Genomic DNA, 15,073 nt, shown 5'->3' on the forward strand with positions numbered 1-15,073 from the left:
AGGATTAATAACGGGGGCTATTATCCACTTTATCAAACGAATTGAAAGGGGTATCGAGTGACGCAAAGGTTTAACCAAGATAAAGAGGGCGATTATTTCGCATTACGGTCGCTTTAGTAACAAACAAAATCGTGTCAATAACTTAGACGGAGTGACCACGTAACAAAAAGTCACCTTTACTTTACCTTATTAGTGCCAAACGGCATAATCGCTCCAGTTAATATAGCAAATGAGTAGGTAAAAAATTGGAATTACTCTCTATTGAATTTCTTGGCCGTCCTCTTCGACTCGAAGGAAGCATGGCGGGTTGGCAAGAATTGTATTGGGACAACCAAATCGTTTCACAACTTACCGCCGATTCCGATCGCCAAGCGCAGAATCATCACCACTTCGTTTTACAAAAGGGTGATGAAGTCTTGAACTGTGAATTGGACGTTTCATTGGTTTGGCAACCTTTTACATTCCGCTATTACGGAAAAGTGAACGACGAAGTCATTATCCAAGGTGAGCGCGACACAAAAGATATTGAACAACAATCGCCGGTTGTTGCCCCAAAACCTGAAAAACGCTTTAGTTTGATTGGCCTTGTTTCATTGGGCATGAAAATGCTCAAAAGTGCCAAACTGATCAAGGTCGTCCTCGCCAGTGCCAGTTTAGCGGCATATTCGTGGCTCTTTTCATTCCAATTTGCGCTGGCTCTGATCGCGTGTTTGGTGGTTCATGAATATGGCCACGTAAAAGCAATGAAGTATTTTGGGATGAAGACGAAAGGGATCTACCTTGTCCCATTTTTGGGCGGCTTAGCGCTGACGGATGAGAAAATTAATACACGTTGGCAAGACGTCGTGATTTCAATCATGGGGCCGATGTTTGGTTTCGTTCTGTCGTTCGCGCTGGTCGTTGTCTACTGGATAACCGGTGAGATGTTCTTTGCAGGTTTAGCCGTATTTAATGCCTTTTTAAATCTCTTTAACCTGCTGCCTATTTTACCTTTAGATGGCGGGCATATCCTAAAGAGCATCAGCTTTTCGATGAACAGCTTAACAGGCATGATTTTGTGTACGGCAGCCGCCATTGGTGGCGTGTTCCTCAGCTATACGCTTGGGCTCAGCTTATTGGGTTTCTTGCTTATCATGGGAACGCTAGAAATCATCATGGAGTGGCGCTATCGCCATCACAGCCATTTACTACCGCTCGATCGCTATGCACAAATTGTGTCTGCGGTGTGGTACGTGGCACTTGTCGCGGGTTTGGTCGCCATCATTTGGTACTTCGCTCAAACGGGTGATGCATTACTGCAACTACCGCTTCAATTGCTGGGCACATAGAAACGTCCATTCAAGATTCTCGGTCATTTGTGCATGTCTAACATGATGTCATCGCATCGCAAATTTCGAGAAGGGCTGATTGGTAAGCTTGTTGCCAAACATCGGCAACAAGCTTAATGATAGGGGTAAGACACAATGCTCTTTCCCTTTCATTGAATGTACATACCATGACTGAATCTGATTATGAACAGTTGGGTTTATTCGCGGTGTAATTAGGTAATTTGGCCATGGTGTTTTGGAGATCACTAATCCGTGTATTGTGAGACGGATGTGTTGATAACAATTCAGGCGGTTGTTGTCCTTGCGACGCCGCGGCCATATTGCGCCACAAATCGACGCTTTCCGCAGGATTAAACCCCGCTTTAGCCATTATCTCCAGTCCTACAATGTCTGCTTCTGATTCTTGCGTTCGTCCGTAGGGAAGCAATACACCATATTGAACCCCGACACCCAGCGCGGCCATCGTGGCATTTCGATATTGCGCATATTCCGATGAACCTAGCGCCACGGATGTAATTTGCAAACCAGCATTCGCAAGTTGCGATTGTGATAGTCGCTCATTACTGTGGTCCGCTAACACGTGCGCGATTTCATGACCAATGACGGTTGCCAGCTGATCTTCGTTTTTTGCCACGTTTAATAAGCCAGTATAAACACCGATTTTTCCGCCGGGTAGGGCAAAGGCATTCACCTGGTCACTATCAAATACCACCACTTCCCATGTGTCGAACGCCGCTTGTTTAGGGACTTGCGCCGTCACGGCAGCTGCAACACACTGAACATAGCGGTTTACTTTGTCATCTTGGCTGATTTTTTGTTGCTGTTTCATTTCTTCAAATGATTGAGCCCCAAGGCTACTCATATCATTATCGGAAAATAACAATAATTGATGACGCCCAGTTGGCGACGCGCTACACGCTGTCAGTCCAACGGTTAAGGCTAAGGTGGTGATTTTAAACCACGACATAGAACACTCCCTGTGAAATACAACCTTCTTCTCATCATAACATCCGGTTAGAATAGACGTAACCGTTATGAATGGATTTGGCTATGACCATTTGGAAGCGAGAGATCAGCGTCGATCTTCTCAATCAAACCTCAAAAAATACCTTAATCGAACACCTTAATATTGTTTACACCGAACTGGGCGATGATTACATCAAAGCGACGATGCCCGTATGCTCATTTACTCATCAGCCACTAGGCATGTTACACGGCGGAGCCTCGGTCGTATTGGCTGAAACCTTGGGGTCGTTGGCGGCTAACTTCTGCGTTAACGAAAGTTCTTATTGCGTCGGACTCGATATTAATGCCAACCACATTCGCGCCATGCGCAGTGGATTTGTGGTGGGGACCGCGAAACCCATTCACCTAGGCGTGTCGACTCAGGTTTGGCAAATTGATATTGAAGATGAACGGGGTCGTCTGGTTTGTGCGAGTCGTTTAACCATTGCAGTACAACAACACCGTAAAACAAAGAGTGAAGACAAATCATGATGATCGAATTTTCCAATGGCAAAATTATTGCCACCGCTCATGAGATTGTGGTCAAAGTGAAAGGGACGAATATGATTACTTTGCAAGCTCAGTCCGATGCGGTGCGACTTATTGGGCGTGGGGCAAACGTGATTGCAGTTCACTCTAGTGAAGCGCAGTGGTCAATCAAGTTAGACGATGACAAGCAACTAAATGAACTTGCATCACAATTAGGCATCGCTATTCAGTAACTGCTTGATCCACACTTATTAAATGGGGAAAATAAAGTTAGCATTGTTTAATTGAGATTTCCCCTTTATGAGCAGCCCGCGACTGCGTGTTCAGTTTGAAACGCTATTCGAGCATTACAATGGTATCGATCTTGACGTTCAACTCGAAGAGATCACCGATACTCTGTGTTGTACAAGACGTAACGCACGAATTGTACTCAACAAAATGGAAGAAGAAGGCTGGATTGAATGGCGACCTTCTCCAGGCCGAGGTAAACTGTCTCGTCTGAACTTCAAGCGCAGTCGTACGGATGTCAGTGAAGATCTTGCTCGACGCTATTTAGAAGAGGGGAAAATCAGCCAGGCGCTGAAGGTGCTTGACCAAGACGCGGCAAAACTGACGCGTGTCGTTGAAGGCTATCTGGGCGTTCAGCTGCAAGAAGGGCAACAAGTTGTCCGTTTACCTTATTATCGACCGTTACTTTCCCTTAATCCTCATAAAAATATGCGCCGATCTGAGCTGCATATTGTGCGACAAATCTTCAGTGGTTTAACTCGATTAGACGAAAATGACCAGCTTGCGCCCGATCTTGCACACACGTGGGAAATGGTGACCCCTCGTCATTGGCGATTCTATATCCGCCCCGCGGTGCGTTTCCATAACGGAGAATTACTGAGTGCCGAAGCTATCATTGAATGCGTGATGGCGTTGCGATCTCGTCATTTGTTCGCCCATATCGACAGTACGTTCTCTACCCAGAAAAACGTGATTGAGATTTACTTAAACCAAGATGATCATCATTTTGCCCTATTAATGGCCGAGTCATGCGCTAAGGTTATGTTGCCACATTCACAACGCGGCAGCGAGTATGACCAATTCCCGATAGGAACGGGCCCATATAAGGTGACCCAGAATGATGAGAAACGACTCACGATTCACGCCTTTGACGGATATTTTGGGTTTAGACCGCTGGTCGACTGCGTTGAAGTGTGGGTTATTGACGCTGTCCATTCATCGATGGTCTTCCCGAGTTTATCGAAGCCCAGCGCGCCCCAAAAAGCCGAATTGAGTGATGAAGTCGAGCTCGATCCTGGCTGTACTTACCTATTATTGAATCGCAAAAATGGCTTAGCCAAATCAGACGATTGGGCTCGCTACTTTTCATTACGTTTATCTTCTTTGAATGTTTTTCAGCTTTTACCTCAAGACCGTATCGTCGAGCTTGGGGCGTTGCCTGCTTATGGATTGAAGCCGGGTTGGTATCACCATACACGTCAAGCGCATTACAGCGCACCACCCAGTTATCGGACGGTCACGATTGCCTATCATGCGAAGCATCCCATGTTTCCGATATTAGTGAAGTGCTTAGAAAACTTACTCAAGCAAGACAACCTTGATGTTGAATTAGTGACTTACGATATGGAAATGCCGAATCATGACGAAGTAGATATATGGGTAAAACCAATGGGTATCACCAGCAATCGTGACGATGCCATCGCGGGCTGGTTAATGGATTACAGCGATATCGATGCGTTCAGTAAAGAGGATGATTTTGCTCAATGGTCTGAAGTTGTGACTGAATATCGTCGGAATAAGTTTGCAACATTTCCTGCGCAAGAGATTGGCAAGTCACTGGCAGAAAAAATGCAATTAATCCCGATGTTTCATTGTTGGCTTGGGGTGAGTAAAGACCAGTGCGGTGCACTACAAAATGCGAAATGTAATGCGCTAGGTTGGTTCGATTTTAGTCAAGTTTGGGTCAAACCAAGCTCTATTGGCGAACAAGGTAATTAGCATGGCGAAACCCAATAAAAAGCTGCCGACTCAAACCGTTGAAATCTTTTGCGCCAAGTGTCGAACCTTGCTATTTAAATATCGGAAAGGGGGCAAAGGCGCATTAGTTAAATGCTTTAAAGAACGCATAACTGAAGACTATATGACAACCCCTTGTTATTGCCCACAATGTGGATCTGAGTTTGCTCGAGACACCTTGGTTAGAGGGACGCCATCTTTCAAGATGATTGGTGGTAAAGTGGTGATGAAATAGACATTCTTATTAACATTTAAGTAACAAAAAATCTGTCGACCACGGCCAAAACCGCTTTGAAAATTGCCTTTTTTGATCTAAGTCGAGAAAATAAGTGTAAATTAGGTTAACGACTTTCAAGAGTTTTAATAACTGATACAATGCCCGCGTTATAAATGCAATTGTACTATTTCCACTACTATCAATAGGGGTAAGTCATGGAGCTAGGTCTAATCATCGCTTTCATCGTAGCAGCAGCTGTTATGGTTAAGAAAGAAATGGCAGCCACCAAATAATCACGCATTCAGTCCAATTTGAATACTCTTTTTGAATGATGTTGATCCTAAAGCCAGTCTTATGCTGGCTTTCGTTTTTTTAGCGCTCCCCAAACGCGTGTTACGCCCCGTTTATTTCATTTGTCCTTCCTATCTTAGACACCGTTGTTATGCGAGGTCCGGTTTTCCAACGACTGCGATTGATTAATCGAACTATCAACAGTATGTTGAATAGGATTTGACGCAGTAGTAATGAGAGAAGGGAATCCGTTTGCAAAGTCCAATTACGCTAGAAGCACTTCATATACTGGATGCGATTGATCGCAGAGGAAGTTTCGCCTCTGCCGCTCATGAGCTTGATCGCGCGCCCTCATCATTAAGCTATCAAATCCAAAAGCTTGAACAAGACTTAGATATGACGATCTTCGATCGCTCGGGGCACAAAGCGACGTTCACCGCCGCAGGGCGATTAATCCTTGAACAAGGACGGAGTATTCTCGCGGCGACCGATAAGTTGGTTAACGATGCGAGTGTGCTGGCGAATGGGTGGGAGTTAGACATTACACTCGCGTTTGATGGGATCATCCCAGTATCAAACTTCTTTGCCATGATTGAAGCATTAAGCATGGTCAGTTCTACGCGAGTTCGTTTGCAAGAAGAAATTTTAGCGGGGTGCTGGGAGTCTCTCGCCAGTGGTCGTTCTGACCTGTTAGTCTGCCCGAAAATTGAATCACTGCCGATTGATGTGAAATACGAAACGATCGGTTCGCTCGAGATGGTTTGGGTGGCGGCCGCATCTCATTATGTACATAAAAGAGCAGGGGCTTTTGATGAAAGCGCCCGAGAGAAATACCGCATCATTGCCATTGCCGATACCGCTCGGGAGCAACCGGCCATGTCGATTAACGTTCTTCACAAGCAACCTAGACTCACCGTGAGTAATTTTTCAGCTAAAGTGGATGCGCTTAGAGCGGGGTTGGGGATTGGTACATTACCTTATAGCGTCGCTAACCCCCTTATTGAACAAGGCGAATTGGTTCAAATTGCGGGATCTCAAACTCAATCGATTGACATTATTATGGCTTGGAAGCGTAGTCAGATTGGCGAAGCGAAATCGTGGTGCATTCAGTTTCTCAAAAAGCATTGGCAAATGAAGTAAATCATCTTGAGAATAAGCCGACGTTTAACCATGAAGGATGAATAGCGAAATCATCCTTCATGTTACCCGCGTCATTTAAGTGTTTGTATTGATTCTATTGACTAGTTGATTCGATTAAAAGCCCAGTAGTGACCATCACGAGCTTAATTTGGTTGTAATACTAGTACCATATCAGCCGTCCCATCTTCAAAATGAATATCAATACTAAAACCAACGCTTTGTGCCAGCATCAGCATGCCGCGATTGGTTGGCATGGTCATGCCCGACATTCTTTTCGTTCCTTTGTTTTGGCAATAATCAATGATCTTATTCATCAGGATTTTACCTAGTCCTTTCCCCTTAAGATCCGAACGGATCAAGATTGCAAATTCAGCATCAGTATTGTCATGATTGATCAGAGCACGGCTTACGCCAATGATTTGCCCATCAGCATGGGTTGTATCCACGGCGACAAACGCCATTTCACGGTCATAATCAATTTGCGTTAATTTTGCGAGCGCCTCATGGTTAAATTCACCAACCTCAGCAAAAAAGCGTTTGTACAGATCGTCTTTAGAAACGGCATGAATGAAATCGGCATGTTTTGGTTCATCTTCAGGCAGGATTGGCCTCAAAAGAACGTCGCTATCGTCTTTTAAGCGCAGAGTTTCTTCGAGCTCAATGGGATAAGGACGAATCGCAAGCCGATGCTGTGCATCTCCGTGGTAGGCTTTAAGCACTAAGTCCGCATCTAAGATAGTAAACTCGTTACCATTGGCAAGAAGCGGATGGATGTCGAGTTCATGTACCTGCGGGCAATCAACGACCATTTGAGATATCCGCACCAATATTTCTGATAGCCCATCGATATTGATCGGTTCAGGTAGCTTTTGTAAACGTATTTTCTCGCTCTTGATGGCGCGTACAATTAAATAACGAGCCAGCGCCATGTTGAGTGGCGGTAACGCTGACGCAGCATCAAGCGCTTCGTTCCATTCCGATCCCCCTTGTCCTAACAGAATGACCGGACCAAAAGTTTCATCGTATTTTACTTTAATCCGTAGCTCTTCTCCGCCGGCGACTTTTGCCATACCTTGCACCAGTAATCCATGAATACGGGCAGACGGGTAGGAGAGTTGGCTTCGATCGAGAATGGCTTGAGCGGCATTCGCCACTTCGGTGCTGGTGCGTAGATTGAGCATAACGCCTTGGACATCGGACTTATGGGCAATATCTGGTGATCGCAGCTTCACCGCGACAGGATAACCAATCTCACTAGCCACATGAACCGCCTCGCTGGCGTCGCTCGCGATCCATGTTGGTAGAACATTAAAGTTAAAGTGCTTTAAGAATGAACGAATTTGATGTGTATCTAACGATACTGTGTTTTTATCCAGTAGTTGGTCGCCTATCCATTTTTTGGCACTTTCGAGTTCATTGATATGGACCAATTCTGCCGTCGTGGGGGTCTCCATTAACTGTTTTTGGTTTCTTCGGTATTCGACTAAATGCATGAATGCCACCACGGCACTTTCAGCGGTGCGGTAGGTTGGGATGCCAAAATCAGTAAAAATGGCACGCGCCGGACGGGCCGTGAGTTCGCCAGACCAATTAGTCAAAATATTAAATCGCCGACTTCGGGGATGGGATTTTATCGCTTCTACAATCGCCGCAGCAGTCAGTTCGGAGTGTGCGATGGCCGACGGACTATGCATAATCAATATTGCGTCAGCGCAATCACTGTCCATGATCGTATTTAGCGTATCAATATAACGTTGAGCACCAGCATCTCCGACCATATCAATTGGGTTTGAATGGCTCCAACTTGAAGGTAAAAGCGCATTAAGCTTATCTACTGTGTATTCATCCAGTTCTGCTAATTTTCCACCACGTTCTAGTAGTGTATCAACGGCCATGATTGCTGGCCCACCGCCATTGGTGATGATTGCGAGTCTTTCACCACGCAGTGGCACAGAGTGCGTAAGCGTTTCAACTGCGGCAAATAACTCATGTGAATTTTGTACTCGCAACATACCCGTTCGACGTATCGCTGAATCGTAAATGATATCGAGAGTATCACTGCCGCCCGTATGAGCTTGCGCCGCTTTGCGTCCTTCGGCAGTTCGGCCACTTTTTAAAACGAGTATTCGTCTATTTCTCGATGCGCTACGAGCTGCCGACATAAACCGGCGTGCATCTTTGATCGAATCAACATAGAGCAAGATCGCTTCAGTGTGGGTGTCGGTACTTAAATGATCTAAAAGATCCGCAAAGTCGATGTCGACGGAGTTGCCTAAAGAGATAAACGCAGAAAAGCCAATATTTTTATCATTTGCCCAATCTAAGATGGTGGTACACATAGCCGCGGATTGAGAAATAAACGCGATTTTGCCTTTTTGGGCGCTAACAGGCGAAAAGGAGGCATTAAAATTAAGCCACGGTAAAATGATGCCTAAGCTATTCGGGCCAAGCACTCTCATACCCGATCGGCGCGCAATCGCCACGCATAGATCTTGAATCGGTTCGCCTGTACTGCTTATATCAACCATATCCGACGATATTACGATAACAGACTTAACCCCTTTATTGGCCAGTTGGGTAAAGATCTCAATGTTTCGTTGTGCGTTAGTACAGAGAATCGCCACGTCAGGCACGATAGGCAGGGAATCGATATCAGGGTAGGCTAAAACGCCACAGACGGCGTTGTACTTGGGAGTGACGGGCATTATTGCCCCTTCAAATCCCCCTTGAAGGAGATTTTTCATCACAATATTGCCCGCGCGCATTTTTTGCGTGGAGGCACCGATAACGGTAATGGATGTAGGCTTTAAAAGACGACTTAAATTGTTCACAAATCAACTTCCTAACGACACGTTTACTTTATCGTAACGGAGATAAATCATGCTTGCAGGCCTAATTTGATGGAGTTTTGCTCAGATCACCGTTCACAGTAATCACTTTGTGTTACAAGTCACGTTGTCTCGTAATATAATGAGCGTGTTGGCTTGATTATGCTGCTGTCTAACGGCATGATTTACAGTAATTTATATTAGGGCTTGAAGAATTCATGAAAAAAATTGCCATTGTTGGTTTGTCCGTTTTATTGTCTGCATGTGTTTCTAGTGAATACACAACAGAGGTAAGTTCAGAAAGTTACCGCGAAGATTACCAAGTTGCAGAAGTACAGCAACCCGTGACTGAAACGGTTACAGAGACAGTCGTTGAGACTACGGTTGTTTCAACCCCTGCTGAAACCACGCCCGCAGTTGCGATTGTCCCAGCGTCAGACAAACAACAAAATGCAGTAGAAGCACGCTTTGGCTATACCATTCAAGTTGTCGCGGTTGGAACGCAGGCGAAAGTTGATCAGTTCGCTCGTATGTTGCCACGCTCTAACCAACCAGTTTGGGAAAACTACAAAGTTGTGAATGGCACCAAATGGTATACCGTTCTTTACGGTGACTACGCAACTCAAGCTGAAGCGAAAGAAGCCATTGCTCAATTGCCAGCGGAATTTAGAGCATTGAAACCATTTGCGAAGAGCATTGATAGCATCAAAAACTCACCGTACCCAACGCTCAACAAATTGAACTAATTAAACGAAGGGGCTTTTGCCCCTTTTTACTGACCATTCTTTCAGCGAACTCTCGTTGACTGAGTATTTATATTGGTATTAGAAGTGTAACTCGGCTGGCTTTTCATTATGATAACGCCTCCTAGTTTTTGTAGTATCACGGAAAGATTTTAATGAAAAAAATATCCATTCTTCTTCTTTGTGGCGGCGGTTCGTCGGAGCACGATGTATCTCTAGTTTCAGCAAACTACGTACAATCACAGCTTGAATTAACGCCTGAGTTTGAAGTAACTCGCGTTGAAATGAAGAAAGAGGGCTGGTTTACAAACCAAGGTGAATTGGCCCTATTAGACAGCAACACCGGCCAGTTAAACTTTGCAGATCAAAGTTTACATGTTGATTTCGTTGTGCCTTGTATTCATGGCTTTCCCGGTGAAACCGGTGATATTCAATCGCTATTAGAGCTTGCGGGTATTCCATACTTAGGCTGTCGTGCTGAAGCAAGCAGCAATAGCTTTAACAAAATCACATCAAAACTATGGTACGACGCGTTAGGTGTACCAAACACACCGTATCTTTTCTTGTCAGAGAACAACGATGAATCTTTGACTAAAGCGCAGCAAGCATTTGAAAAATGGGGCAGCGTATTCGTTAAAGCGGCATGCCAAGGCTCATCTGTCGGTTGTTACAAGGTAACAGATTCAGCGCAGTTACAAACAGCAATCAACGATGCATTTAGTTACTCAGACCAAGTACTGATTGAACAAGCGGTTAAACCACGCGAACTTGAAGTCGCTGCGTATGAGTTCCAAGGCGAACTTGTACTGACGTTGCCAGGTGAAGTAAAAGCACCGGACAACACGTTTTATAGTTATGAAGAAAAGTACTCGGCGACGAGTCACTCCACGACCGACATTGTTGCTCATAACTTAACGGAAGAACAAGCAACCGAAATCCGTGTGAACGCAGAAAAAGTCTTCAAGCAAATGAAGCTACGCCATTTATCACGTATTGATTTCTTCCTAACAGAAGAAGGCGATATTTATCTAAACGAAGTCAATACGTTCCCGGGTATGACTCCGATTTCAATGTTCCCGAAAATGCTAGAAAATCATGGACATAAGTTCCACGAATTCCTGGCTGATTGCGTAAAAACATCCATCTAAGCACGCATTCACTCGAATGGCTTAATGGATATAAATTGCAATTTTTCAAGCTCTGACTGTGTCTTATTACCCAAGTATTGATAAGGCATAGCAGGGCTTAGCCAGCGGCCAGCGTATTGAATTTCCTTGGGTTTCATGCCTTGTTTCGCTAACTGCTCGATTGCACCCACGCGAAGAGATTGCCCTGAAAATTGGACATCTAAATTAAGCTCATCACTGGCAGCTCTCAATATGCGATAGATGGAAGAATCGTTAAGTGGCATCGTGCTGATGTTTTCATGTCGATCAATGGCGGTGAAAACGAACTCACCTTGAAGCCCACGTAAATTAATCCATCGCTCCAAAATTCCCGTAGAAACCTCATCTAAATGATAGATAGATTCTTCTATCGTTATCACTGCGCCAGAATCACCGATTGCGATTTGTGAAAAACGTAAATCCCTCAGATCTTTACGCTTCATAAGCGAGTGAAACATCACATGGTAAATCGCCAGATTACGACAATCGCGAATGGAACTAGAACGCGCATTCTTCTGCGTAAGTTGCTCTAATTGATCTTGTCCAAAAGCATGAGTTTGTTTCGCATCGCCTTGTTTATCTAAACGTATTGTCGCCAAACTCTTTTGAATTTGATGATTTTTCGCAGGGTCGGGCAGAGCCAGTAATTTATGCACCAAAGAAACAGTGACCACGTAACGTCTTAATGTCGCGTATTTCTTCTGCTTGGATTCCTTTTCGATATATTGACGAAAGGCGGTTACCGATGCCGGCAGAGGAGAAACCGATTTGCTCTGACAAAACTCAACAAATAGATTCCAATCTTTCGTCATCGCCAAAAGCGAACTGTGTGCATAGACACCAGAGGTTAAGTCATTCACCTGGTCTAATGTCACGGTTGAAGCGAATTGATGGAGAAAAGTATTTAATTTTTCTTGGTCAGTGATTTTGGGAATCAATTTTTGCAAGGAAGCGCACCATAACAACATTATTCAATCTAAATATACTTGCTTAACAGTGATTTACAATTATTATTAAAGAGAAGCTCAATGAAATAAGAATAAGACTATGGCAGTGTCTACATACCGAGGTTTTGACTTAAAAACCGTGGGTTCAAATTCTGATGTTTGGCAAGTTCAAATTAAAAATCGCGTTCTGCAAGGCAGCACCGCGGCACTGAAAAAAAGTATCGATTGGTTTTGCGATTCTGCAATGGTCATTGATCCTAAAGAGTTCTCATCTTTGTCGAAAGTTCGTCAAGGTCATGGAAAGGCAGTGCAAGAGACCTTTTTTGGTTATATCATTAAGAACGACACTGGTGAGCCAAACTCTTGGTATTGCCTTTTTAATGGAAAGCTAATTAAGGGCGGAAAGCTAGCGATTCAAAAACACATTGAAGGCTACTTAATCGCAAAAAAGAAAGCTGAGCAACAAAAGAAATAGTCATGACTCTAGTATATTCAACAGAAACCGGCCGTATCAAACCAGAAGAAGAAAAAGTGACTCGTCCTAAAGGCGATGGCATTGTTCGCATCTTGAAACAGACTAAAGGCCGCAAAGGCAAAGGTGTTAGCATCATTTCCGGTTTAGACATGGACGATGTCCAACTTAAACTACTCGCGGCAGAACTTAAGAAAGTTTGTGGCTGTGGCGGCGCAGTAAAAGATGGCGATATTGAAATTCAAGGTGACGCTCGTGACAAGATCAAAGCTCATCTAGAGAAAAAAGGCCACACAGTTAAATTAGCTGGCGGTTAATGCTCGCAATAATCAGTTAGATAATCCATGATTAAATAACTGATTATTAAGTATTTTATGGTAAATGGCGCTTATGTTAAACCAACACGAGCCTAACCAGCTAAAAGATTAGAGAAGAGAGCGCACAAACCGTTGCGCTCATTAAATACCGAATCGTATTTAACATAATATGCATAATGCGCACTAAGGTGTCCGTTTATTTTGAGCCTTTTACTCCTAAATGTTACCACTCATTTTATGAATTAGAATTTGTAATTCTGGCCAATCACAATTAATAAAATTCCCATTCGTCCGATGAACCATGTTCGGCTTCATTAAGTTGAAATGAATCATCATTGATTAGCTCATGAGGTTCATTTCCTAGGAAGTCACTGATTGCACCTGCAACGTCCCACGAGTCTTTGCAAAAGTAAGCCTTCTTGATTGAAAGAAAATACAGCGTGCCTTCACACAAAATTACTTGATTCATAATGCGCTTGATCCTTCTTGTAGTTGATGGTTGTTACCATAATCATCAAGCCCAACTTGCCAAAAGTCATAGCAGCGTGGGCATATTAGACCGCCTTATAACCATGAGTTAAAGCCTGAGCTGTAACACCTGGTCTACGATTAAAATGCTGATCCAACGCACTGCATAACTGGTCAAGATGCATCGCCATCATTGGTGTTGATGGCACGTTCTTGTCGTAAAATATTACCACGGCGTCATCGACTTTATTTTTAGATGTTGGTGATTTACGTTGAAGAACTGATACACGTTTGACCATGTCATATGGTAATAAGCATCGAGGGATTGGTGGATTCACATCGTCACGAGTTGGCTTTTTAAGCTCTAAATACTTAGCGTAATACGCAATAGTAGCTTGGTTTCGATTCAATTTTTTAGCACAACCAGCAGCCCCTAAAAGCCAATAGTTGTCTCTTAAAAACTGTTCTTGTTTAATGGTCAATCTTTTACAACGCTGAATGTTTAGCTTGCGAATTTGACCATCAACAGCACATAAAGTGCGACCAAGTTCTTTGGCCGCAAATGCAGAGCTTTTACCTTGTCGAATAAGAACCGTAAGTAGTTCTGATTCCTTTTTAGACCAACTTTTTCGAGTGGTTTTTAACTTTGGTTTTTCGACAAGAGCAGTCGTTACCGCTTTATCTGAAACGCTTAGGCGGCGAAAAAGTAAATCAGCGAAAGAACAATCAGAATTAACATCTTGTGATACGAGTGAGCAATTATCCATATAACCCCCTAGCCTATATTGAACGTTTACAAATCAACTAATTCCAATGGCTCAATAAGCATTCCAAAGCGTTTTAGCTCAAGGCCACCAAAGTTATTAACAACAAAGCTAGAGCTGTGAACGGTATAAATTCCGGCGACATGTGCTGGTTGCCCTTCTTCAAGTGATAACTTCATTAGCGTTGGGAACTTGCCGCCTAGATAGGCGTAGGCTTCTTGTTCGTAGATGTTGCGATCTGGTTTGTCGTCCTTACCTTTGATTGTGCGTGTTGTAAATTTTTCATCTTCTGGGAATATTTCAATTTTTAACATGGTTATATCCTTAGTGTTTTTTCAATTAAGCGACTGCTCTAAATGGCAATACATTGGATTGGGCGACTTGAGGCATGTGATACCAGTCCGGAATCGGTAGCGGCTTAAGCTCGATAACCTCTGAACGTTTGAGTGTTGGACAAAGGCGACTAACATCGAATTGTTGGCCGATATCGATGCCAATTTTCCTTAAGCGGGCTTTGTGCTCGTAGAATTGCGATTGACTTAGCGTGTGACGTAAATCGGTGCCGTGCTGCCAAAGTGTGAAATAATTCATGGTGGTATTAGCTGCACGCACTGTTTCCACAACCCCTGCTTCTAGTAATTGCTCTGCGATTGATTGATGAATGTCTTTAGTAGCGTGTAGTGTCTTCATAGCGTCTTCCATCGTCGTTAGGTGCTTGTAAAAGTCTTGTTCCGTTACCATTCCGTAAAATTGCAAGTCGTGTCTTTTCAGTAGTTTTTGTCTGAGGCTGTTTTCTTCACGGACAACGCCGTGCTCTTCGCAGTAATCGATAAGAGTTTCTAAGTACTTAATATGATCTTGTGTTGTCTTGCT

At 43.9% G+C, this 15,073-nt stretch carries 17 protein-coding genes; 10 read left to right on the forward strand and 7 right to left on the reverse strand.

Annotation, left to right across the window (positions count from 1 at the left end; translation table 11 throughout):
• The first annotated feature begins 245 nt into the window (after positions 1–245).
• Positions 246–1,328, forward strand: coding sequence for a metalloprotease (locus tag OJ16_RS19385; protein WP_040993130.1), 1,083 nt, complete (start codon positions 246–248; stop codon positions 1,326–1,328).
• A gap of 181 nt (positions 1,329–1,509) precedes the next feature.
• On the opposite strand, the gene OJ16_RS19390 is transcribed toward OJ16_RS19385, so the two are convergent.
• A complete protein-coding gene (locus OJ16_RS19390) occupies positions 1,510–2,295 on the reverse strand; it encodes a M48 family metallopeptidase (protein WP_040993132.1) in 786 nt (261 codons plus the stop codon).
• A gap of 83 nt (positions 2,296–2,378) precedes the next feature.
• Here OJ16_RS19390 and OJ16_RS19395 point away from each other — a divergent pair, with 83 nt between their 5' ends.
• From OJ16_RS19395 to OJ16_RS19415, 5 genes are all read left to right on the forward strand, one after another.
• The gene (locus OJ16_RS19395) at positions 2,379–2,825 is read left to right on the forward strand and encodes a hotdog fold thioesterase (RefSeq protein ID WP_040993134.1); all 447 of its coding nucleotides are present in this window, start codon (positions 2,379–2,381) and stop codon (positions 2,823–2,825) included.
• The gene (locus tag OJ16_RS19400) at positions 2,822–3,055 is read left to right on the forward strand and encodes a DUF3389 family protein (RefSeq protein ID WP_040993136.1); all 234 of its coding nucleotides are present in this window, start codon (positions 2,822–2,824) and stop codon (positions 3,053–3,055) included. The genes OJ16_RS19395 and OJ16_RS19400 overlap by 4 nt, the downstream gene beginning before the upstream one ends.
• 67 nt (positions 3,056–3,122) lie before the next feature.
• The gene (locus OJ16_RS19405) at positions 3,123–4,829 is read left to right on the forward strand and encodes an SgrR family transcriptional regulator (protein ID WP_040993138.1); all 1,707 of its coding nucleotides are present in this window, start codon (positions 3,123–3,125) and stop codon (positions 4,827–4,829) included.
• A 1-nt stretch (position 4,830) separates the two neighbouring features.
• Positions 4,831–5,082, forward strand: coding sequence for a hypothetical protein (locus OJ16_RS19410; RefSeq protein WP_040993140.1), 252 nt, complete (start codon positions 4,831–4,833; stop codon positions 5,080–5,082).
• 525 nt (positions 5,083–5,607) lie between these two features.
• Complete coding sequence (locus OJ16_RS19415) at positions 5,608–6,495, forward strand: LysR family transcriptional regulator (protein WP_040993143.1); 888 nt, start codon at positions 5,608–5,610, stop codon at positions 6,493–6,495.
• A gap of 143 nt (positions 6,496–6,638) precedes the next feature.
• Here the strand turns inward: OJ16_RS19415 and OJ16_RS19420 are convergent, their stop codons facing one another.
• Positions 6,639–9,326, reverse strand: coding sequence for a bifunctional acetate--CoA ligase family protein/GNAT family N-acetyltransferase (locus tag OJ16_RS19420; protein WP_040993145.1), 2,688 nt, complete (start codon positions 9,324–9,326; stop codon positions 6,639–6,641).
• Positions 9,327–9,541: 215 nt separating this feature from the next.
• Between OJ16_RS19420 and OJ16_RS19425 the strand changes: the two genes are divergently transcribed.
• Entirely contained in the window at positions 9,542–10,069 is a 528-nt protein-coding gene (locus OJ16_RS19425; protein ID WP_040993148.1) for an SPOR domain-containing protein, read from the forward strand.
• A 152-nt stretch (positions 10,070–10,221) separates the two neighbouring features.
• Positions 10,222–11,214: a D-alanine--D-alanine ligase gene (locus tag OJ16_RS19430; protein WP_040993150.1), complete on the forward strand. Its 993-nt coding sequence runs from the start codon at positions 10,222–10,224 to the stop codon at positions 11,212–11,214.
• 8 nt (positions 11,215–11,222) lie between these two features.
• Here OJ16_RS19430 and OJ16_RS19435 read toward each other — a convergent pair whose 3' ends face one another.
• Complete coding sequence (locus OJ16_RS19435) at positions 11,223–12,179, reverse strand: tyrosine-type recombinase/integrase (RefSeq protein ID WP_040993206.1); 957 nt, start codon at positions 12,177–12,179, stop codon at positions 11,223–11,225.
• Between the two features lie 100 nt (positions 12,180–12,279).
• Between OJ16_RS19435 and OJ16_RS19440 the strand changes: the two genes are divergently transcribed.
• On the forward strand, positions 12,280–12,654 hold the full coding sequence (locus OJ16_RS19440; protein ID WP_040993152.1) for a DUF3319 domain-containing protein: 375 nt from the start codon (positions 12,280–12,282) through the stop codon (positions 12,652–12,654).
• 2 nt (positions 12,655–12,656) lie between these two features.
• A complete protein-coding gene (yciH, locus tag OJ16_RS19445; protein ID WP_040993154.1) occupies positions 12,657–12,968 on the forward strand; it encodes a stress response translation initiation inhibitor YciH in 312 nt (103 codons plus the stop codon).
• A gap of 271 nt (positions 12,969–13,239) precedes the next feature.
• Here yciH and OJ16_RS19450 read toward each other — a convergent pair whose 3' ends face one another.
• From OJ16_RS19450 to OJ16_RS19465, 4 genes are all read right to left on the reverse strand, one after another.
• The gene (locus tag OJ16_RS19450; protein ID WP_005592752.1) at positions 13,240–13,437 is read right to left on the reverse strand and encodes a hypothetical protein; all 198 of its coding nucleotides are present in this window, start codon (positions 13,435–13,437) and stop codon (positions 13,240–13,242) included.
• An 85-nt stretch (positions 13,438–13,522) separates the two neighbouring features.
• Positions 13,523–14,203 carry a hypothetical protein gene (locus OJ16_RS19455; protein ID WP_040988760.1) on the reverse strand — a complete coding sequence of 227 codons (681 nt, stop codon included), beginning with the start codon at positions 14,201–14,203 and terminating at the stop codon, positions 13,523–13,525.
• 26 nt (positions 14,204–14,229) lie between these two features.
• Complete coding sequence (locus OJ16_RS19460) at positions 14,230–14,514, reverse strand: single-stranded DNA-binding protein (RefSeq protein WP_005592749.1); 285 nt, start codon at positions 14,512–14,514, stop codon at positions 14,230–14,232.
• A gap of 25 nt (positions 14,515–14,539) precedes the next feature.
• Positions 14,540–15,073, reverse strand: a 534-nt coding sequence (locus tag OJ16_RS19465; RefSeq protein ID WP_040993156.1) for a phage/plasmid replication domain-containing protein, incomplete at its 5' end; no start/stop codon positions are given.

The organism is Vibrio renipiscarius, from assembly GCF_000827885.1.
GTDB classification, from domain to species: Bacteria; Pseudomonadota; Gammaproteobacteria; order Enterobacterales; family Vibrionaceae; genus Vibrio; species Vibrio renipiscarius.

Excerpts from the sequence above, each read along its gene's own strand:
- OJ16_RS19390 (WP_040993132.1), bottom strand. The coding sequence starts at position 2,295 with ATGTCGTGGTTTAAAATCACCACCTTAGCCTTAACCGTTGGACTGACA.
- OJ16_RS19395 (WP_040993134.1), top strand. The coding sequence starts at position 2,379 with ATGACCATTTGGAAGCGAGAGATCAGCGTCGATCTTCTCAATCAAACC.
- OJ16_RS19400 (WP_040993136.1), top strand. The coding sequence starts at position 2,822 with ATGATGATCGAATTTTCCAATGGCAAAATTATTGCCACCGCTCATGAG.
- OJ16_RS19405 (WP_040993138.1), top strand. The coding sequence starts at position 3,123 with ATGAGCAGCCCGCGACTGCGTGTTCAGTTTGAAACGCTATTCGAGCAT.
- OJ16_RS19410 (WP_040993140.1), top strand. The coding sequence starts at position 4,831 with ATGGCGAAACCCAATAAAAAGCTGCCGACTCAAACCGTTGAAATCTTT.
- OJ16_RS19425 (WP_040993148.1), top strand. The coding sequence starts at position 9,542 with ATGAAAAAAATTGCCATTGTTGGTTTGTCCGTTTTATTGTCTGCATGT.
- OJ16_RS19430 (WP_040993150.1), top strand. The coding sequence starts at position 10,222 with ATGAAAAAAATATCCATTCTTCTTCTTTGTGGCGGCGGTTCGTCGGAG.
- OJ16_RS19440 (WP_040993152.1), top strand. The coding sequence starts at position 12,280 with ATGGCAGTGTCTACATACCGAGGTTTTGACTTAAAAACCGTGGGTTCA.
- yciH (WP_040993154.1), top strand. The coding sequence starts at position 12,657 with ATGACTCTAGTATATTCAACAGAAACCGGCCGTATCAAACCAGAAGAA.
- OJ16_RS19450 (WP_005592752.1), bottom strand. The coding sequence starts at position 13,437 with ATGAATCAAGTAATTTTGTGTGAAGGCACGCTGTATTTTCTTTCAATC.
- OJ16_RS19455 (WP_040988760.1), bottom strand. The coding sequence starts at position 14,203 with ATGGATAATTGCTCACTCGTATCACAAGATGTTAATTCTGATTGTTCT.
- OJ16_RS19460 (WP_005592749.1), bottom strand. The coding sequence starts at position 14,514 with ATGTTAAAAATTGAAATATTCCCAGAAGATGAAAAATTTACAACACGC.